The organism is Rhodococcus sp. P4_F3_2 (assembly GCF_056401335.1).
On record NZ_JBFUJN010000045.1, the window covers coordinates 1 to 19450 of the forward strand.

Below are 19450 nucleotides of genomic sequence, written 5' to 3' on the forward strand. Positions count from 1 at the left end.
GCCGTCGGACACCCCCTCGGCATGTCCGGCGCCCGCATCGCCCTGCACCTCGCCCTCGAACTGCAACGCCGCGGCGGCGGCATCGGCGCAGCCGCACTCTGCGGCGGCGGCGGACAAGGCGACGCACTCATCATCCGCGTCCCCAAGGCTTGAGTGTCTAAATACACCTGAACGAGCGCTCTCGCTCTGCGACGCCCCGTGGTTTTGCTCACACAACTACGGGGCGTCGTAGTTGTTCGGGCACAATGGCCTCATGGCGAACATCTTTGACGTATCCACTCCCGCGAAACGCTTCCGTCTGGTGGCGTGGTGGGAAGCTGTGACCTGGGCGGCCTTGCTGGTTGCCATGTTCTTCAAGTGGGTCCTCGGACACGAAGAAGCGATTCGCATCCCCGGAATGGTCCACGGCACCGCGGGCTTCCTGGTGTTCATCGTTGTTGCTCTGCTGACTGCGTGGTCGCTCAAGTGGGACATCAAGACCACGATCCTTGCGCTGATCTCGAGCGTTCCCCCGTTCGGCACCGTCATATTCGAACGCTGGGCAGTGCGAAACGGCAAGCTCGGCGAGCTGTCCACGGAGTTCGAGGCGTCCAAGGGCAACGCGGCGCTCGTCTGAGTGCTGCATCCCTCTACGTAGCTTCGCGCAACTCGTGACAAACTGGGAGTCGTGACTCGACCAGGTTCCAGGCCCCCCGCGCGTTCGTCCGCAGTTGCTGCCGCCATGAGCGGCGCAGTCGACTTGTCCGCCTTCAAAGAGCGGGCCACGGCCCCACCACCGCCGCGTAACACCAGCGGCGACGGGGCCGTTTCTGCTGTCTCCGGGGCAGTGATCGAGGTGACCGAGGAGAACTTCGAAAGCGAAGTCCTGCTGAAGTCGAGCCAGGTGCCGGTCATCGTCAACATCGGTGGCCGCGCATACGAGCCCTCGGTCGTGTTCACCGAAGTTCTCGAATCATTGGCGGCGCGCGCCGGCGGCAAGTGGATTCTTGCCAACGTCGACGTCGACGTGAGTCCTCGCATCGCGCAGGCATTCGGTGTCCAGTCGGTGCCGACGGTTGTTGCCGTCGCGGCTGGTCAGCCGTTGGCCGATTTTCAGGGTGCTCAGCCAGAGGCGCAGCTCAGTCAGTGGTTCGACGCAGTGCTCCAAGCTGTCGAGGGCAAGTTGAGTGGGCCGGTGTCCGACGGGGACGAACCGGTGGAGGAGGTCGAGGATCCTCGCTTCGTGGCCGCTGAAACCGCGCTGGACGAGGGCGATCTCGACGCCGCCATCGCTGCGTACCAGATGATTCTCGACGCCGAACCCAACAATGCGGAGGCCAAGAGCGCTGTCCGCCAGGTGAAGTTCATGGCCCGGGTTCAGGGCGTCGATCCCGAGTCGATCGCGGCCGCGGATGCTGATCCGTCCAATCTCGAACTGCAGTTCGCTGCGGCCGACCTGGAAATGTTCGCCCAGCAACCCGAGGCGGCGTTCGCGCGCTTGATCTCGGTGGTATCGCGAACTGCCGGCGACGACAAGGCCGCAGCGCGGACGCGCCTGCTCGAACTGTTCGAACTGTTCGACCCGGCAGAACCAATCGTCATCGCGGCCCGACGTAAGTTGGCTTCTGCTCTCTACTGACGTGTGGACCGGCAGCCGCTACTCCGTGTAGCGGCTGTCGCACACTTCCCGGCCACCCAGTACGCCGGTCCGGAACGCGTCTACGCGTGCAAACCCGCTCGGCACCGTCTCACCGTTGACGTCACTGGCGGCGAGGCCGTCAGTCAGCAGCCCCGATACGGCTTCGTCGAGGTCGCCGGGGGAGAGTGTGACTTGAGCTCCGGACGCCGCAGCGTTGGTGGGACTGAGCGCTGCGGTGATGACGCCGGACAGGCAGGCGGCGCGCAAGGCAGTTTGCGGAGTGTCGAGCGATTGGCCGTTCTCCTTCTGCATCGCGAGGGTGTACCGCGACGCGAGCAGGACGTAGGCGTTGTAGTCACCGGTGATGTTGGTCTGGATCAACTCGCGCCGTCCGACGCGACCCGGCGTGCCGCGCTCGGCCAGGTCGTCGACGCTGATTCCGATGGTGTTCGTCGACGGGCAGTACGAGACGGGCTCTGTCGCAACGGCGTCGCTGCACCCGGTGTCTGCGCCGGTGAACACGACCTTCGGCGGCTCGGGTAGATCGAAGATCGCTTGGAATGTCTTTACGAACTCGTCGAGCGTTGCCTCGGTGACGGGCAGTTCTCCGGAGTCGTTGCCTTCGGCGAATTGCTGCGGGAGGTCTGCGCGTCGTGACTCGATTTCGTCGGCGTCCATCTTCGCGCAGGCGCCGGCGCCGTCGGTGAAGCCGATCTGAGTGGCGGTGACGCGCTCGAACGCCGAACCATGGTGGCTCTCAGGATCATTAGGGTCTTCGTCGCGGATGGCGACGGCCGAGGCCAACACCTTGTTGAGGCCGTCGGAGGTGTTCATCGTGAAGTGTGCGGCCTTGTCCTCGGCGACGTGCCGCAAGAAGGCACCACCGAAACAGTCGGCTTGTTGTTCTCGCACCAGGGCCGCATCTCGTTTGCCGCCGACGATCCCGGCTTTGCGTTGTACGGCGTGGCCGTACTCGTGCGCGAAGATGAAGGCGACGGCCACTTCGCCGAACTTCTCGCGTACCTCGGGCAGTAGCAGTTCGCGATCCCAACCGATGGTGTGATCGATGCTGCAGTACCCGGCGTTGATGAGTTCTTCGGTGGTCTCTTCGCAGAAGTCCGGGCCGTTCGATTCGGTGGGGTCCCACGAGATCAGCTCGTCGACCGGTTCGAAGGGCTTGTCGAACAGAGCCGGGTACTCGGTGGCCCAGTAAGTTTCGATGTCGGTGATGGCGTTGGCCGCCAGGGCGTCGATRTCCCCGCCGTCGGTACCGGTGATTGCTCGGTCGGCATTGGGGGCTCCCGGGCGCAATCCGCTGGGGCCTGCTGTTGCGTCGAGTCCGGCGACGCGGAACGGATCGTGATAGATCGAGACGGCGTGCCCGTTCGTTCCGCTTGCACAACCGGCGAGCAGTGCGGCCACTGCGAACAGTGACGACGTGACAATGACTACTCGCCGGCCGACCATCAACGCTCCAGACTTATCCAAATCGCTCCAGCAGCTGGCAGCGCCACCTGTGCGGAGGCTGGCCGACCGTGCCACGAACGCGACGTTGCCGTGACCGCTCCGAGGTTCCCGACTCCGGAGCCGCCATACACCTCGGCATCGGTGTTGAGAATTTCCACCCATCGGCCGGGCTCTGGTAGCCCGACGCGGTAGCTCGAGTGCTCACTGCCCGAAAAGTTGAACAGGCAGGCGACAATCGAACCGTCAGTACCGTAACGCAGAAAACTGAGGACGTTGTTCTCGGTGTCGTTGGCGTCGATCCAGGAGTATCCGCCGGGGGAGGTGTCGAGGGTCCACATCGCCGGATGGCGTCGGTACGCGGAGTTGAGATCTCCGACCAGTCGCTGGACGCCGCGGTGGAGAGTGCCGGTGTACTGATCGTCGAGTTGCCACCAGTCGAGGCCGCGTTCTTCGGACCATTCCGCGCTCTGACCGAACTCCTGTCCCATGAACAGCAGTTGCTTGCCCGGATGCGCCCACATGTACGCAAGCAGTGAGCGCAGGCCGGACGCCTTGGCGAAGTCGTTGCCGGGCATCCGGGTCCACAGAGTTCCCTTGCCGTGCACCACTTCGTCATGGCTGATCGGTAGCAGGTAGTTCTCACTCCACGCGTACATCAGCGAGAAAGTGATCTCGTGATGGTGGTAAGTCCGGTGCACCGGGTCGTGACCGAGGAATCCGAGGGTGTCGTGCATCCACCCCATGTTCCATTTCATGTTGAACCCGAGGCCACCGACATTGGTCGCCCGAGTGACTCCGGGCCACGCCGTCGACTCCTCGGCGACGGTGACGACTCCTCGGTGGTTCTTGTGGACGGTGGCGTTCATCTCCTGCAGGAACGCAACGGCTTCGAGATTCTCGCGGCCACCGTGAATGTTGGGAGTCCATCCACCTTCCGGACGTGAGTAGTCCAGGTACAGCATCGATGCGACGGCGTCGACGCGCAGTCCGTCGATGTGGAACTCCTCGAGCCAGAAGAGCGCGTTGGCGACGAGGAAGTTTCGGACCTCGCGGCGACCGAAGTCGAATACGTATGTGCCCCAGTCCAACTGCTCGCCGCGACGCGGATCGGCGTGCTCGTACAACGGCGTTCCGTCGAAACGGGCAAGCGCCCATTCGTCTTTGGGGAAGTGTGCAGGAACCCAGTCGACGATGACGCCTATCCCTGCTGCGTGCAGGTGGTCGACGAACCAGCGGAAGTCATCCGGGGTGCCGAAGCGGGAGGTCGGTGCGTAGTACGAGGTGACCTGGTACCCCCACGATCCACCGAACGGATGCTCGGAGACGGGCAGCAGTTCGACGTGGGTGAATCCGGTTTCGGTGACGTAGACGGCGAGTTGCTCGGCCATCTGCCGGTAGTCGAGTCCCGGACGCCACGATCCGAGGTGCACCTCGTACACGCTCATCGGGGACTGCGAAGGGTCGACACCAGCGCGGGTTTCCAGCCAGGCCGCGTCGTTCCATTCGTGCGAACTGGTGGTCACTCGCGACGCCGTCGCCGGCGGTACCTCGGTACCGAATGCCATGGGATCGGCCTTGTCGCGAACCGAGCCGTCGTGGCCGTGGACCCGGAACTTGTACAGCGAACCGACTGCGATGTCGGGCAGGAAGAGTTCCCAGACCCCGGTGGAGCCGAGGACTCGCATGGGGGCGAATTGCCCACTCCACCCGTCGAAGTCGCCGACGACGGTCACGCCGCGGGCGGCCGGAGCCCAGACGGCGAACGAGGTGCCGTCGACGGGTCCGTCCGGTGTCTCGTACGAACGCGGATGTGCGCCGAGGATGTCCCACAGTCGTTCGTGCCGACCTTCGCCGAACAGGTGAAGGTCGAGTTCACCGAGAGTCGGCAGGAATCGGTAAGGGTCGGCTGCGAGAACCGTGTGGCCACCCGGGTACGTCACGGAATAGCGATAGTCGATCAGGTCGGGGTAGGGGACCAGAGCCGCGAAGATCCCGTTCGAAACATGTTCGAGAGGAAAGGTTTTGCCGCCGATGACGGCGCTGACGGACTCGGCGTTGGGACGCAACGCTCGCAGAACGGTGCCGTCGGCGTGGGGATGGGCGCCGAGAACACTGTGCGGATCGTGATGTTCACCGCGCGCCAACAGTTCCAGATCTTGATTGTCCGGCGCGATACCCGAAGGGGACTTTTCGGTTGGCATCACTTGCCTCCACCTGCGCGGTGCGCATTGCGAGCTTGGTAGGCCAGAGAGATCCGGGCCGGATACGGAACGGGTGGGAGCGCGAGGATGTGCGCCACCGAACGCCAGGGCTCGAGGCGGACGAAATTGGCCTGGCCCCAATTGAACTGCTCACCGGTAACCTCGTCGAGCACGGTCATGTGGTCGTGCCATTCGCGGCCGAGCGCCGGCATGTCCAACCAGACGGTGCCCTCTTCTGCCGCGAACGGGTTGAGGTTGATCACCGTCAGGACGGCGTCACCGGTCGAGGCGTCGAACTTCGAGTAGGCGATCAACGCGTCGTTGTCGATGTGGTGAAAGTGCAGGTTCCGCAACTGCTGCAGGGCCGGGTGTGCACGCCGGATGCGGTTGAGAGCGGTGATCCACGGCTCGAGAGATTCGCCTCGCGCTGCCGCTTCGGCGAAACGGCGCGGCCGAAGTTCGTATTTCTCGGAGTCGAGGTATTCCTCGCTGCCGGGGCGAACGGCTTGGTGTTCGTAGAGTTCGTAACCGGAGTAGACGCCCCACGTCGGCGCCAGGGTGGCGGCGAGAGCTGCTCGCAGTGCAAACATTCCGGGCCCACCGTGCTGGAGGGACTCGTGCAGGATGTCCGGTGTGTTCACGAAAAGGTTCGGTCGGGCTTCGTCGGCCTTTGCCGCCAGCTCGTTACCGAATTCGGTGAGCTCCCACTTCGCAACTCGCCAGGTGAAGTACGTGTACGACTGCGTGAACCCGCGCCGGGCAAGGCCGTACATGCGCGCCGGACGAGTGAAAGCCTCGGCGAGGAACAAGACGTCGGGGTCGGTTTTCTTGACTTCCGAGATGAGTGTCTCCCAGAAGTTGGGCGGCTTGGTGTGCGGGTTGTCGACACGAAAGATCTTGACTCCGGCGTTGATCCAGTGGCGGACCACGCGCAGGATTTCCTTGTCCAGACCGCGAGGATCGGTGTCGAAGTTGATCGGGTAAATGTCCTGATACTTCTTGGGCGGGTTCTCGGCGTAGGCGATGGTGCCGTCGGGAAGGACGTTGAACCACTCCGGATGCTTCTGAGCCCATGGATGATCCGGGGCGCACTGCAGCGCGAGATCCAGTGCCACTTCGAGATCCAGCTTGCGGGCCGCAGCGACGAAGGCCTTGAAGTCCTTGAGCGTGCCGAGTTGGGGGTGAACAGCGTCGTGCCCGCCGTCGGCAGAGCCGATCGCCCACGGCGAACCAACGTCGCCGGGTTCGGGGGTGAGGGTGTTGTTGCGACCCTTGCGGTTGATCTCGCCGATGGGATGGATCGGCGGAAGGTAGACGACGTCGAAACCCATTGCGGCGATGCGGGGCAGGTCTTCGGCCGAAGTGCGGAACGTGCCGTGCTGCGGTACTCCGTTCTCGTCCCATCCACCGGTCGAACGGGGGAAGAACTCGTACCAGGAGCCGAACAGCGCACGGCTGCGATCGACGACGACGGGGTGGGACTCGCCCTTGGTGACCAGTTCGCGAAGTGGAGTAGCGCGGAGCAGTTCGGCGACGTCGGAGGCGAAGGCCGGAGCGACGCGAGCAGTCAGCGCCTGATCGCTGCGCAGCGACGCCGTGACGGCCTCGAGCCTGGACCTGTTGCCCCGCGGCACTTCGTGCGCGGCCTTTTCGAACAGGCGCGCACCGATTTCCAGGTCGTTGGCCAACTCGGCCGCCCCTTGCCCGACGGCGAGCTTTGCTTCCACGGCGTGCTTCCAGGTGGCAATGGGATCGCTCCACGCCTCGATCCGGAACGACCACATACCTTCGGCGGACGGCGTGAACACCGCGTCGACGGTGTCCGGTTCGGTCCCGGGATCCATCGGAATGCGCAGCGGCTTGGTACCGCGCGGACCACGCACGACCAGAGTGGCGGAAATGGCGTCGTGGCCTTCTCGCCACACGGTGGCGTGCACCGGGAAGACTTCACCGACCACGGCCTTTGCCGGATAGTTACCCGAGATCTCGGGTACCACGTCGTCGATACCGAGGCGTCCTGACACGGGAAGCTCCATTTCTGATGATGGATCGCGGTAAAACTTTCTTTCGCCGGGTTCAACCGTAGTGGGTGCGACGCTGGAGTGCTGATAACGACGAATTCGGGTCTGTCGGTGGTCAGGTCGGCTCGGGCGTTCGGTTCCACCGGACAGAGTGCAAGGAACTCGACTAGGGTTCGCGGGGTGAAAGCCTTGCGTCGGTTCACTGTCCGAGCCCACATTCCGGAGCGCCTCGCCGCGCTCGGCCCCCTGTCCACCAACCTTCGGTGGTCGTGGCATCCCGAGACACAGGATCTGTTCTCGCGACTCGACCCCGAACTCTGGCAAGCAGTCCAGTTCGATCCGGTCCGCATGCTCGGGGAAGTCAACCCCACCCGTCTCGACCAACTCAGCAGTGACGAGGCATTTCTCGGTGACCTCGACACTGCAGCAGCCGATCTCGATGCCTATCTGAGCACGCGCCGCTGGTATCAGTCCCAGCAGGCCAAGGGCACATCGTTGGCCGGCGGAATTGCGTACTTCTCCATGGAGTTCGGAGTCAGCGAGGTTCTGCCCAACTACTCCGGCGGATTGGGCATCCTCGCGGGCGATCACCTCAAGGCCGCGTCCGACCTCGGGCTGCCGCTCATCGGCGTCGGACTGCTCTACCGATCCGGCTACTTCCGCCAGTCGCTGACCGCCGACGGTTGGCAGGCCGAGCACTACCCGCCGCACGATCCTCAAGGGTTGCCTCTTCGTTTGCTGACGGACGCAGGTCCGGCGTCCGACGACGGATCACCGGTCGTCATTCACGTCGCCATGCCCGGTGGCCGAGTGCTGCGTGCGCGAGTGTGGATCGCTCAGGTCGGACGAGTGCCGTTGCTGCTGCTCGATTCCGACATCGCCGAGAACGACGCGGATCTGCGCGGCGTCACTGACCGTCTCTACGGTGGGGACCAGGATCACCGCATCAAGCAGGAGATCCTCGCAGGTATCGGCGGCGTCCGGGCGGTGCGTGCCTACACCGCGGCGTACGGATTGCCCGATCCCGAGGTTTTCCACATGAACGAGGGGCATGCCGGATTCCTCGGCATCGAACGGATTCGGGAACTTGTGACCACCAGCGGTCTGGACTTCGATTCGGCTCTGGCCGCGGTCCGCGCCGGAACGGTCTTCACGACGCATACTCCGGTTCCCGCCGGAATCGACCGCTTCCCGGCGGATCTGGTCCGTCACTACTTCGGCGGAGCGAACGGCGAGAACGAATCGAGTTTGCTTCCCGGACTGACCGTCGACCGCATCGTCGGGATGGGGCGCGAATCCGATACGTCGATCTTCAACATGGCGCACATGGGTCTTCGCCTGGGCCAGCGAGCCAATGGCGTCTCGAAGTTGCACGGCATCGTCAGTCGCGACATGTTCAACGGACTCTGGCCGGGATTCGACGCCGACGAGGTGCCGATCGGATCGGTCACCAACGGTGTCCACGCTCCGACGTGGGCTGCGCCGGAGTGGATGGACGTGGCCAGGCGGATCGTGGGGCAGGAGCAACTCGAAGAAGCGCGAGGTTGGGAGCGCCTACACGAGTTGTCGGCCACCGAACTGTGGGAGACACGTAATGCGTTGCGCGGCAAGTTGGTCGACGAAGTCCGTCGTCGCGTCCGAGCGTCGTGGCTCGAACGCGGCGCGACCGAAGCTGAACTCGGCTGGACCACTGGAGTTTTCGATCCCAACGTCTTGACTGTCGGATTCGCCAGGCGCGTGCCTACGTACAAGCGGTTGACGCTGATGCTGCGTGATCCCGAGCGTCTGCGTGCGATGTTGCTCGACGAGAAGCGTCCGGTGCAGTTGGTGGTGGCCGGTAAGTCGCACCCCGCCGACGACGGCGGCAAGGCACTCATCCAGCAGGTCGTACGGTTCGCCGACGAAGCGGATGTGCGTCACCGCATCGTCTTCCTGCCCGACTACGACATGTCGATGGCCCGCTACCTCTACTGGGGCTGCGACGTGTGGCTCAACAACCCACTTCGCCCACTCGAGGCGTGCGGCACTTCCGGCATGAAGTCCGCGCTCAACGGTGGACTCAACCTCTCCATTCGCGACGGATGGTGGGACGAGATGTACGACGGCGAGAACGGGTGGGCCATTCCGACGGCCGACGGTGTTCTCGACGACGTGCGGCGTGACGATCTGGAAGCCAGCGCGCTCTACGAACTTCTCGAGCACGCGGTACTGCCGACGTTCTACGACCGTGATGCAGCCGATCTGCCGACGCGCTGGGTCGAGAGGGTTCGACACACTCTCGAGAATCTGGGCCCGAAGGTGTTGGCATCACGCATGGTTCGTGACTACGCCGTCGACTACTACGCCCCTTCGGCGGAATCAGCTCGAGCGGTAGTGGCGGACGATTTTGCCGGCGCGCGTGAGGTGGCCGAGTTCCGTCGTCGCATCGAATCGCAGTGGCCGTCGGTCGCCGTCGAGCAGGTTGACGGTTCCGGACTGCCGGACACTCCGGAGATCGGTGCGACCATCTCGTTGAAGGCCAAGGTCCGCCTCGGCGGCTTGTCGGTCTCGGATGTCCAGGTCCAGGCAGTCCTGGGACGCGTCAGCCCGGGCGAGGAACTCACCGACGTTGTGACGTTCCCGATGACACACTTCGGCGCCGAGGACGGAACCGAGATCTTCGAAGCCGAGGTCGCGCTTCCGGTCTCCGGTTCCGTGGGATACACCGTGCGGGTGCTGCCGCATCACCGGTTGTTGGTCGATGCGTCCGAACTCGGGTTGGTGACCACTCCGAGCGTCTGACGTATTGCATTCTGCCCCGGTCCGTTCGGTCGGTACCGGGGCAGAATTGTGTCCGCGTGAGAACTGGCTCAGGGACGTGAGTCGCGGATGCGGGTGAGCGCCTTGCGGACGACTTCGGGGTTGGTCGTCTCCCAGAAGGGCGGCAGCGATGCGCGAAGGTAACCCGCGTATCTCGCCGTGGCCAGACGCGGATCGAGCACGGCCACCACGCCCTTGTCGTCGGTGCTGCGAAGCAGGCGACCCACGCCCTGTGCCAGGAGCAGCGCCGCGTGATTGGCCGAGACGCTGAGAAAGCCGTTACCGCCATGGGATTCGATGGCTTGTTGGCGAGCCATCAACAGTGGGTCGTCCGGGCGCGGGAACGGAATCCGGTCCAAGATGACGAGGCTCAGCGATGGGCCAGGGACATCGACGCCCTGCCACAGGGACAACGTGCCGAACAGTGACGTGGGTTCGTCCTTGGCGAAGGCCTTGACGAGGGTGCCGGTGGCGTCGTCGCCCTGGCACAGGATCGGGGTGTCGAGGCGTTCGCGCATCGCCTCCGACGCGGCTTTGGCGGCGCGCATCGAGGAGAACAAGCCGAGGGTGCGTCCGCCGGCGGCCTCGACAAGTTCGGCGATCTCGTCGAGATAGACCGGGGAGAGGCCGTCTCGGCCGGGCGTGGGCAGGTGGCGGGCAATGTAGATGATGCCGGCCTTGGCATGGTCGAAGGGCGACCCGACGTCGAGTGAGTTCCAGCGGAAAGCCGAAGCGTCAGAAGGTGCTTCGGTGCCGATGGCGGTACCCGAGTCGGGTCGCACCGACGATTCCGCAGGAAGGCCCCAGTTGACGGCGAGACCGTCGAACGATCCGCCGACGGTCAGCGTCGCGGAAGTGAGAACGACGGTGGATTCTGCGAACAGTCGCGAGCGCAGCAATCCGCCGACGGAGAGCGGAGCCATCCGGACGGAGCGCCGCACCGATCCGCGGAACTCGTCCGAGGACAGCCAGACGACGTCCTTGCGCTTGGCCGGGTCTGGTTCGTCGAAAGCGGTGAGAATACGCACGGCACTGTCGTGGACGTCGTCGACGGACGAGAGCGCAGCGTTGCGGGCTGCAGCGGCTTCGGGGTCTGCGGCTGCCATGCCCGGTTTGGCCGGACCGATCGCGGTGCGCAGCGACCAGGCCGCGTCGCGTATCGCGGCCAGTGCGGGCGCCGCACCGTCCGGGAGGCCTTCCCATCGACCTGGACGCAATTCCTCGAGGAGTCCCGCCCAACCCTCGCCGGCAGCTTCGAGTCGGTCGGCGTCCTGCTCTTCGGCGATCTTGCCGCAACGCCTGGCCGCGGCACTGATCGACGAAGCTGTGAGATCGGCCGTGGCAACACCGGTGACGCGGTCGACCAATTCGTGGGCTTCGTCGATCACCACGACGTCATGGTCAGGGAGGATCTGGATGCCGGTGATGGCGTCGATAGCGAGCAGTGCGTGGTTGGTGACGACGACGTCGGCCTTCGACGCCTCGACGCGGGCGCGCTCGGCGAAGCAGTCCTCACCGACCGGGCACTGGTTCTTTCCGATGCACTCGCGGGAGGTGACGCTAACCTGCCGCCACGCCTGATCGGATACGCCCGGCACCAATTCGTCACGATCACCGGTTTCGGTGTCGGAGGACCATTCGGTGAGGCGGACGACCTCCCGGCCCAGACGCGAGACCGTGAACGGATCGAACAACTCGTCCTCGGGCGGCTGTTCGGACGCGCCGGTGTGGATCTTGTTCATGCACAGGTAGTTGTTGCGGCCCTTGAGGATTGCGAACTCGGCGCGCCGGCCGAGTGGCTTCTTCAGTGCATCGGCCAGCCGTGGCAGATCTCGATCGACGAGCTGGCGCTGAAGCGCGATGGTGGCGGTGGACACGACCACAGTGCGCCCAGACTCGACCGCATGGCGCAGGCTCGGAACGAGGTAGGCGAGTGACTTACCGGTACCGGTGCCGGCCTGGACGGCCAGATGCTCGCCCGTGTCGATCGAGTGCGCCACGGCCGACGCCATCGTCAGCTGACTGGTTCGTTCGGCACCGCCGAGCGACCGCACCGCTGTCTGGAGCAGTTCGGGAACGTTCGGGAGTTGATCGGCCACCCACGAAGGTTAATGGATCCCTACGTCAGAAACGTCCACGGATGATTCCCGGGGTAGTTCCCCGGCATTCGAGTCTTCATCCGACGACGCCTCGTCTCGCCCGATCAGCTGCACTCCCGCCTCCTGCATCTGTACCAATGCCGACTCGATCGTGGCAGTCGACACACCTGCGGTGAAGGGGAGAAGGACCGTCGTGGCGAATCCCGCGCGCGCCGCGTCGATGGCCGTGGCCTTGACGCAGTGATCTGTGGCAATGCCGATCACGTCGACGTCGGTGATCTTGTGGGCGCGGAGCCAGTCCTCGAGCGTCGTGCCGTCCTCGGCTGCTCCTTCGAAACCGGAATAGGCCGCGCTGTAGGCGCCCTTGGAGAAGATCGCCGAACCGGCGACGGAAGCGTCGAACGCCGGATGGAACTCGGCGCCGGCCGTCCCGACGACGCAGTGAATCGGCCAACTGTCGACGAAGTCTGGGGTCTCGGAGAAATGCGCCCCAGGATCGATGTGGAAATCGCGAGTCGCGACTACGGCGTCGTACTCATGGGAGTTGACGAAATCGTTTACGGCCGCCGCAACCGCAGCACCGCCGTCGACCGCGAGAGCGCCACCTTCACAGAAATCGTTCTGAACGTCGACGACGATCAGTGCTTTAGCACTCACTGGTGCTCACCTCCGGAGAATCGAACGGGTACAGCCGAGTCTCCGCGCGAGAGCTTGAGTCCTTCCCACGGCAGGCTCACGAGCCCGGCCTTCAGAACTGCGCGGCTCTCTTCGAGCGTCGGTGCGCTCTCGACGACCTTGCCTTCGCGAACCAACGAGATCAGCAGTTCGGTCGCGCCGTCCGCCTCGGAAACCGGAGCGGGCGAGCCGGCAGGGTATATGACTTCTTCGACGATCGTTCCGGTCGGGCGAACCACGCGCAGTGCCTTCTTGGCGCCGCCGCGAGATGCCTTGTTGGTGCTTCTCTTCTCGACCGCGATTCCGTCGACCTCGACCAGCTTGTAAACCATGCCTGCGGTGGGCGCGCCCGATCCGGTGACCAGTGAAGTACCCACGCCGTACGAGTCGACGGGTTCGGCGCGCAGAGCCGCGATCGCGTACTCGTCCAGGTCGCCTGAGACGACGATGCGTGTCTTGGTAGCACCGAGATCGTCGAGTTGTTGGCGTACCTGACGAGCAAGAACGCCGAGATCGCCGGAGTCGATGCGAACCCCACCCAGCTCGGGACCGGCAACGGCGACAGCCGTTTTCACACCCTCGGTGATGTCGTAGGTATCGACGAGCAACGTGGTGGATACGCCGAGTGCCGCGACCTGACCGCGGAATGCGGCCGCCTCGTCCGGACCGTCTTCGGTGGTGTGCAGGAGTGTGAAGGCGTGCGCACTGGTACCTGCGCTGGGTACGTCGTGACGCCGCGCGGCTTCGAGGTTGGAGGTGGCGTCGAAGCCGGCGAGATACGCGGCACGTGAAGCGGCGACGGCGGCCTGTTCGTGTGTACGGCGCGAGCCCATCTCGATCATCCGTCGACCGCCCGCTGCGCTCACCATGCGGGCTGCGGCCGAAGCGATCGCGCTGTCGTGGTTGAGGATCGAGAGAATCAAGGTTTCGAGGATGACGCACTCGGCGAACGTTCCGCGGACCGAGAGGATCGGTGAGCCGGGGAAGTAGAAGTCGCCCTCGCGGTAGCCGTCGATGTCACCGGAGAATCGATAGTTGCGCAGCCACTCGACGGTCGTGTCGTCGAGGAATTTCGCAACGATCGCCAGTTCCGGTTCACCGAACCGGAACTGCTCGAGTGCGTCGAGAAGGCGTTCGGTACCGGCGACGACGCCGTAGCGACGACCGTCTGGCAGCCGCCGTGCGAATACCTCGAAACTGCAGTTGCGGAAGGCAGATCCGTCGGCGAGAGCCGCCGAGAGCATGGTCAGTTCGTACTGATCGGTGAGCAGTGCGGTGCTGGCACCGGCGTCGCGGATGTCGGAAATTTGCGTAGGCACGCACACAACTCTATGCGCGAGACGACGTGGGTGGGTGTTGTCGCCTCTCGTCGCGCCGTACCCTGGATACATGGTTTTCGGCGGCGCGACCGTGTCCGGCACTTACTCGGCGAACGTAACGATGAGAGGCGCTACGGCTTCCTCTCCTCAAGCCACGCCCGAGCAGTCGGAGGCTGTTGCGACCATCGAAGCCGCAGATCGGCCCTGGGTGACCATCGTCTGGGACGACCCGGTCAATCTCATGCATTACGTGACTTACGTGTTCCAGAAGTTGTTCGGTTACAGCAAAGCCAAGGCCACCGACCTGATGATGCAGGTCCATTCGGAGGGCAAGGCCGTGGTCTCGAGCGGTTCGCGCGACAAGATGGAGGCCGATGTTCGTCGCCTCCACGCTGCCGGTCTATGGGCCACGATGCAACGCGACGACACCTGAGAAAAGCCCTGAGAAAAGCACTTTTTCGACCGATTTGTTCGCCTAACTCGTAGACGGGAGTCCGACGCGTGCGGACGTGGAGTAGGAAGAGTTCACTCGGCGGAGTGAAGTTCAAGTCCGAGATGGACGGCCACGAGGCGGCGGTTCTGCGCTCGCTCGTGGAGTCGGTATCCGGGCTTCTCGACGAGCGCGCGTCTTCGGCGCCGCAAGACGAGCTCGCCGCGCTGACGGGTCTTCGTACCGGAAATTCGGAGACGCCCGACAATCCGGTGTTGGCGCGTTTGCTTCCCGACTTCCAGCGCACCGATCCGGACAAGGTCGCTCCGGACAGTGACGATCTCGACGACGCCGGCGCCAATGTCAACGGCGCGCTGCGCAGTTTGCACGAACCCGAGATCATCGACGCCAAGCGCGAGTCCGCTCGCATGTTGTTGGCTTCGCTTCCGGAGGCCGGCGGCAAGGTCGTTCTCACGCAGGAACAGGCCGATGCGTGGCTGTCCTCGCTCAACGACGTCCGTCTCGCGCTCGGAACCAATCTCGGCATCGACGCCGACACCCCGGAGAGCCTCGAACCCGACGACCCGCGCGCCCCGCATCTCGACGTCTATCACTGGTTGACGTGGATGCAGGACTCCCTCGTCCAGGCGCTCATGCCATGACCACGACGCGGACCGGGCCCACTGATTCACTGACAGATGTCGCCGGCCTCGCTGTCGGTCATCACCACAAGCTCGACGAGGGAGCCACTCTCGGAAGCGGCGCAGCCACCGGGTGCACGGTCGTGCTCGCGTCGGCCGGTGTGGTTGCCGGAGTCGACGTCCGCGGCGGCGGTCCGGGTACCCGCGAGACCGACCTACTCGACCCGAGCCATTCGGTCCAGCAGGTCAATGCCGTGCTGTTGACCGGCGGGAGTGCCTACGGACTTGCCGCGGTCGATGGAGTGATGCGCTGGCTCGAGGAACACGATCGCGGGATCGCGATGGGTGCTCCTGGTCAGGTGGTACCGATCGTGCCCGGCGCCGTGATCTTCGATCTGCCGGTGGGGGACTGGACCGTTCGTCCGACCGGAGACTTCGGATTCCTCGCTGCCGACACCGCTTCGCGCGAATTCGCCACGGGCACGGTCGGCGCCGGGGTAGGTGCCAGAGCCGGAGCGCTCAAGGGTGGGGTGGGAACGGCCAGCGTCGTGATCGCCGACGGCCCGGCCGAGGGTACGACGGTCTCCGCGTTGATCGTGGCGAACCCGGTGGGTTCGGTCTTCGATCCGAGAACAGGCTTGCCGTGGGGCGTCGGCTCGGACGGGGCGGAGTCGTTCGGGCTCAGGCTTCCCGACGCGTCCGAACTCGCGGCGGCCAACGCCGTTGCAGCCAAGGGAACAGTCCTCAACACCACGATCGGTGTGGTCGCCACTGACGCCGCCTTGACAAAAGCCGGGTGCCGACGCGTCGCCGTCGCAGGGCATGACGGTCTGGCTCGTGCGATTCGGCCCGCGCATTCGCCACTCGACGGCGACACGATCTTTGCGCTCGCCACCGGCGATCACACTCCGAATTCGGAGATCGCAGTTCCGGCCGCTTTCCCGAACGATCTGCCGATACTCGACGCGGTGTGCGCGGCTTCGGCGCAGGTTGTCGAACGTGCGATCGTCACAGCGATTCTCGACGCCACGTCGGTAGCCGGAATCCCGAGCTACCTCGAGCTCTTTCCGTCGGCATTTCTCTAGGCAGCACTCCTGGAATCGGCGGTAATCTCGAATTGAGCCTGGTCGCGAGTGACCGAATCAGAAAACCGGATCGACCGTGGAGGACGCACACGATGACGATGGATTTCAACAATCCGGACTTCGGCACCCGGACGCCGGCACCGAAATCCGGTCCGCCCTCGGTGTGGAAGCAGTCGGCCGTGTTGGTGGGCGGCTTCGCGATCCTGCTCTACGTGATCGAGATCGTGGATGTCATCTCCGGTCAGAACGTCCAGAACGCCGGCGTCACCCCGCGCACGCTCGACGGCCTGTGGGGAATCCTGTTCGCCCCGGTCCTGCACGACGACTGGGCTCACCTGATTGCCAACACCATTCCGGTCCTGATCCTCGGGTTCCTCGTGCTGGTGTCGGGAATTGCGCGCGGACTCGCGGCGACCGGCATCATCTGGGTGATCGGCGGTGTCGGGACCTGGTTGTTCGCCGGCTCGAACTCGAATCACGTCGGTGCGTCCGTGCTGATCTTCGGCTGGGTCACCTACCTGCTGGTGCGCGGGTTCTTCACGCGGAGTTTCACACAGATCCTGATCGGCGTTGCCGTCTTCGTCGTGTACGGCGGAGTGCTGTGGGGCGTTCTCCCGAGCGATCCACGGGTTTCCTGGCAAGGACATCTGTTCGGAGCGATCGGCGGCGTGGTGGCAGCCTGGGCGCTGACGTCGGGGGAGAGGGCCAAGCGCGCAGGGTCGGCGCCGGCCGTCCGACCACCGAGTTTCTGAACGGACGTGGGTCACACCCTCGCTGCGGTGTGACTTCGACGCGCCAAAACCACCAAGAGCTTTTTTCCAGACGGGTAGACGTGGCAGCATGACCGGTATGCGCATGACCGTCCTGGGGTGTTCCGGCAGCGTCACGGGTCCGGATTCACCGGCTTCGGGATACCTGCTCACGGCACCGGGAACTCCGCCGCTCGTGATCGACTTCGGCCCGGGAGTTCTTGGGGCGTTGCAGCGATACGCCGATCCGGGCGAGGTGACGATCCTGCTTTCGCACCTTCATGCGGACCACTGTCTCGACATGCCCGGCCTGCTCGTCTGGCGTCGCTATCACCCCAACCCGCCGGTCGGGCGGGCTCTGGTTTACGGCCCCACCGACACGGCCTGCCGCATCGGAGTGTCCTCCGCCGAGTGCGCCGGCGAGATGGATGACATCTCCGACACCATCGACGTCCGGCTCTGGGCCGAGAACGAGCCGGTGAGGTTCGGAGAACTGAGCGTCGTCGCCCGTCGGATGAATCATCCTCCCGAGGCTTACGGTTTCCGGATCACCGGCGCCGACGGCCGCGTGCTCGTCTACACCGGTGACACGGGTATGTGTGACAACGTCGTCGAACTCGCCCGTGGAGCGGACGTGTTGCTCTCCGAAGCTTCGTGGACCGACAGTCCGGATCGCCCCGAGGGAGTTCACCTCTCCGGTAAGGAAGCCGGCCGTGTGGCTGCCCTCGCCGGCGTCAAGGAACTTCTCCTCACGCACATCCCGCCGTGGACCTCCCGCGAAGACGTGATCGCCGAAGCGAAATCCGAATTCTCCGGACCAGTCCATGCCGCCTCCGCCGGAAGCGTCTACGACATCTGATTCCCCTCACATTCGATGCAGTGCCGACCGGGCGACCGCTAGGCTCACGAAGGTGACTACACGAGAAGACGGTAGGGCGGACGACGAGCTCCGCACGGTCAAGATCACCCGCGGGTTCACCAGTCATCCGGCCGGATCCGTTCTGGTCGAGTTCGGGAACACTCGCGTCATGTGCACGGCCAGCGTCGAAGAGGGTGTACCCCGCTGGCGCAAGGGCTCCGGCTTGGGTTGGCTGACAGCCGAATACGCGATGCTTCCCGCCGCCACGCACACACGCAGTGGCCGCGAATCGGTCAAGGGCAAGGTCGGCGGCCGTACGCAGGAGATCAGTCGACTCATCGGCCGATCACTTCGGGCCTGCATCGATCTCGCCGCGATCGGCGAGAACACCATCGCCCTGGACTGTGATGTTCTCCAGGCCGACGGCGGTACCCGCACCGCGGCAGTGACGGGGGCGTACGTGGCCCTGGTCGACGCCGTGACGTACCTGCGCGCAGCCGACCTGCTCTCCGACCCTCAGCCCATCTCGTGTGGCATAGCGGCCGTCAGCGTCGGCGTCGTGGACGGACGAGTGCGCCTCGATCTTCCGTACGAAGAGGATTCGCGCGCCGAGGTCGACATGAATGTCGTGGCCACCGATACCGGCACGCTGGTGGAAATCCAGGGAACCGGTGAGGGCGCCACGTTCCCACGCTCGACGCTGGACAAGCTGCTCGACTCCGCTCTGGCTGGTTGTGAGCAACTTTTCGAGATCCAGCGTCAAGCGTTGGCCGAGCCGTATCCCGGGGTGCTACCCGAACCGAAGAATCCGGAACCCAAAAAGAAGTTCGGTGCCTGAGCTGTGAGCGTACGAGTACTGGTTGCCAGCCGAAATGCCAAGAAACTGAAGGAACTTCACCGGGTGCTCGACGCCGCTGGAGTGAACGGAATCGAACTGGTCGGGCTCGACGAGGTGCCGCCGTTCCCCGAAGCCCCCGAGACCGGGGCGACGTTCGAGGAGAATGCACTCGCCAAGGCACGTGACGGCGCGGTGGCAACCGGAATGCCTTGCATCGCAGATGATTCCGGTGTCGAGATCGATGCACTCAACGGTATGCCCGGCGTGCTGTCCGCGCGATGGTCGGGCACTCACGGAAACGACGGCGCCAACACGGCGCTTGTCCTGGCTCAGCTGGGAGACGTGCCAGACGAGCGGCGCGGCGCGGCATTCGTCTCCGCCTGTGCACTGGTGATCCCCGGCGGCGACGAGACTGTCGTGCGCGGCGAATGGCGCGGGGTGATCGGCCGAGAACCAGCCGGCGACGGGGGTTTCGGATACGACCCCATCTTCCGTCCGGACGGCGACACCCGCTCTGCCGCAGAACTCACCCCGGCCGAGAAGGATGCGGCGTCACATCGAGGGCGCGCGCTCGTACAGCTCGTTCCGGCATTGTCCGCACTGGCCGGCTGAACCGAATCCGAAAAGTAGAGCCCTGAACGCGTCGCGT

The 19450-nt window shown here is 64.6% G+C and carries 16 protein-coding genes and 1 pseudogene; 11 read left to right on the plus strand and 6 right to left on the minus strand.

Annotated features, from left to right (window positions below):
* From AC1DWA_RS29510 to AC1DWA_RS29520, 3 genes and pseudogenes are all read left to right on the plus strand, one after another.
* Window positions 1–153 (plus strand): annotated as a pseudogene (locus AC1DWA_RS29510) (acetyl-CoA C-acyltransferase); the annotation flags it as partial.
* A 100-nt stretch (window positions 154–253) separates the two neighbouring features.
* Window positions 254–616 carry a DUF3817 domain-containing protein gene (locus tag AC1DWA_RS29515; RefSeq protein WP_020908283.1) on the plus strand — a complete coding sequence of 121 codons (363 nt, stop codon included), beginning with the start codon at window positions 254–256 and terminating at the stop codon, window positions 614–616.
* Between the two features lie 105 nt (window positions 617–721).
* Complete coding sequence (locus AC1DWA_RS29520; RefSeq protein WP_041815045.1) at window positions 722–1618, plus strand: tetratricopeptide repeat protein; 897 nt, start codon at window positions 722–724, stop codon at window positions 1616–1618.
* Window positions 1619–1636: 18 nt separating this feature from the next.
* On the opposite strand, the gene AC1DWA_RS29525 is transcribed toward AC1DWA_RS29520, so the two are convergent.
* The 3 genes from AC1DWA_RS29525 to AC1DWA_RS29535 are packed head-to-tail and all read right to left on the minus strand — an operon-like array spanning window position 1637 to window position 7310.
* Window positions 1637–3085 (minus strand): neutral zinc metallopeptidase, encoded by a 1449-nt coding sequence (locus AC1DWA_RS29525; RefSeq protein WP_020908281.1) that lies wholly within the window; start codon window positions 3083–3085, stop codon window positions 1637–1639.
* The gene (glgB, locus tag AC1DWA_RS29530; protein ID WP_477847534.1) at window positions 3085–5286 is read right to left on the minus strand and encodes a 1,4-alpha-glucan branching protein GlgB; all 2202 of its coding nucleotides are present in this window, start codon (window positions 5284–5286) and stop codon (window positions 3085–3087) included. The genes AC1DWA_RS29525 and glgB overlap by 1 nt, the downstream gene beginning before the upstream one ends.
* Complete coding sequence (locus AC1DWA_RS29535; RefSeq protein WP_020970040.1) at window positions 5286–7310, minus strand: alpha-1,4-glucan--maltose-1-phosphate maltosyltransferase; 2025 nt, start codon at window positions 7308–7310, stop codon at window positions 5286–5288. The genes glgB and AC1DWA_RS29535 overlap by 1 nt, the downstream gene beginning before the upstream one ends.
* 177 nt (window positions 7311–7487) lie before the next feature.
* On the opposite strand from AC1DWA_RS29535, the gene glgP reads away from it, so the two are divergent.
* Window positions 7488–10088 (plus strand): alpha-glucan family phosphorylase, encoded by a 2601-nt coding sequence (gene glgP, locus AC1DWA_RS29540; protein ID WP_477847537.1) that lies wholly within the window; start codon window positions 7488–7490, stop codon window positions 10086–10088.
* A 68-nt stretch (window positions 10089–10156) separates the two neighbouring features.
* Here glgP and AC1DWA_RS29545 read toward each other — a convergent pair whose 3' ends face one another.
* Genes AC1DWA_RS29545 through AC1DWA_RS29555 form a run of 3 tightly spaced genes read right to left on the minus strand, consistent with a single transcriptional unit; the run spans window position 10157 to window position 14199 of the window.
* Window positions 10157–12205: an ATP-dependent DNA helicase gene (locus AC1DWA_RS29545; RefSeq protein WP_019749155.1), complete on the minus strand. Its 2049-nt coding sequence runs from the start codon at window positions 12203–12205 to the stop codon at window positions 10157–10159.
* Between the two features lie 9 nt (window positions 12206–12214).
* Window positions 12215–12862, minus strand: coding sequence for an isochorismatase family protein (locus AC1DWA_RS29550; RefSeq protein ID WP_019749154.1), 648 nt, complete (start codon window positions 12860–12862; stop codon window positions 12215–12217).
* Complete coding sequence (locus tag AC1DWA_RS29555) at window positions 12859–14199, minus strand: nicotinate phosphoribosyltransferase (RefSeq protein ID WP_192804686.1); 1341 nt, start codon at window positions 14197–14199, stop codon at window positions 12859–12861. The genes AC1DWA_RS29550 and AC1DWA_RS29555 overlap by 4 nt, the downstream gene beginning before the upstream one ends.
* A gap of 121 nt (window positions 14200–14320) precedes the next feature.
* Between AC1DWA_RS29555 and clpS the strand changes: the two genes are divergently transcribed.
* The 7 genes from clpS to rdgB all read left to right on the plus strand — a co-directional run bounded on the left by clpS (window position 14321) and on the right by rdgB (window position 19413).
* Complete coding sequence (gene clpS, locus AC1DWA_RS29560) at window positions 14321–14632, plus strand: ATP-dependent Clp protease adapter ClpS (protein WP_029255695.1); 312 nt, start codon at window positions 14321–14323, stop codon at window positions 14630–14632.
* Between the two features lie 68 nt (window positions 14633–14700).
* The gene (aosR, locus tag AC1DWA_RS29565) at window positions 14701–15291 is read left to right on the plus strand and encodes an oxidative stress transcriptional regulator AosR (RefSeq protein WP_069147356.1); all 591 of its coding nucleotides are present in this window, start codon (window positions 14701–14703) and stop codon (window positions 15289–15291) included.
* Entirely contained in the window at window positions 15288–16355 is a 1068-nt protein-coding gene (locus tag AC1DWA_RS29570) for a P1 family peptidase (protein WP_477847540.1), read from the plus strand. Before aosR ends, AC1DWA_RS29570 begins: the two co-directional genes overlap by 4 nt.
* A 92-nt stretch (window positions 16356–16447) precedes the next feature.
* Window positions 16448–17107 carry a rhomboid family intramembrane serine protease gene (locus tag AC1DWA_RS29575; protein WP_020970033.1) on the plus strand — a complete coding sequence of 220 codons (660 nt, stop codon included), beginning with the start codon at window positions 16448–16450 and terminating at the stop codon, window positions 17105–17107.
* A gap of 97 nt (window positions 17108–17204) precedes the next feature.
* Window positions 17205–17963, plus strand: a complete 759-nt coding sequence (locus AC1DWA_RS29580) for a cyclic nucleotide-degrading phosphodiesterase (protein WP_477847583.1) — start codon at window positions 17205–17207, stop codon at window positions 17961–17963.
* Window positions 17964–18015: 52 nt separating this feature from the next.
* A complete protein-coding gene (gene rph, locus AC1DWA_RS29585; protein ID WP_003945332.1) occupies window positions 18016–18801 on the plus strand; it encodes a ribonuclease PH in 786 nt (261 codons plus the stop codon).
* A 3-nt stretch (window positions 18802–18804) separates the two neighbouring features.
* Entirely contained in the window at window positions 18805–19413 is a 609-nt protein-coding gene (gene rdgB / locus AC1DWA_RS29590) for an RdgB/HAM1 family non-canonical purine NTP pyrophosphatase (RefSeq protein ID WP_477847543.1), read from the plus strand.
* Window positions 19414–19450 lie beyond the last annotated feature (37 nt).

Coding starts and splice junctions, on each gene's coding strand:
- clpS (WP_029255695.1), top strand. CDS start 14,321: ATGAGAGGCGCTACGGCTTCCTCTCCTCAAGCCACGCCCGAGCAGTCG.
- AC1DWA_RS29520 (WP_041815045.1), top strand. CDS start 722: ATGAGCGGCGCAGTCGACTTGTCCGCCTTCAAAGAGCGGGCCACGGCC.
- AC1DWA_RS29580 (WP_477847583.1), top strand. CDS start 17,205: ATGCGCATGACCGTCCTGGGGTGTTCCGGCAGCGTCACGGGTCCGGAT.
- AC1DWA_RS29570 (WP_477847540.1), top strand. CDS start 15,288: ATGACCACGACGCGGACCGGGCCCACTGATTCACTGACAGATGTCGCC.
- glgB (WP_477847534.1), bottom strand. CDS start 5,286: ATGCCAACCGAAAAGTCCCCTTCGGGTATCGCGCCGGACAATCAAGAT.
- AC1DWA_RS29575 (WP_020970033.1), top strand. CDS start 16,448: ATGACGATGGATTTCAACAATCCGGACTTCGGCACCCGGACGCCGGCA.
- AC1DWA_RS29515 (WP_020908283.1), top strand. CDS start 254: ATGGCGAACATCTTTGACGTATCCACTCCCGCGAAACGCTTCCGTCTG.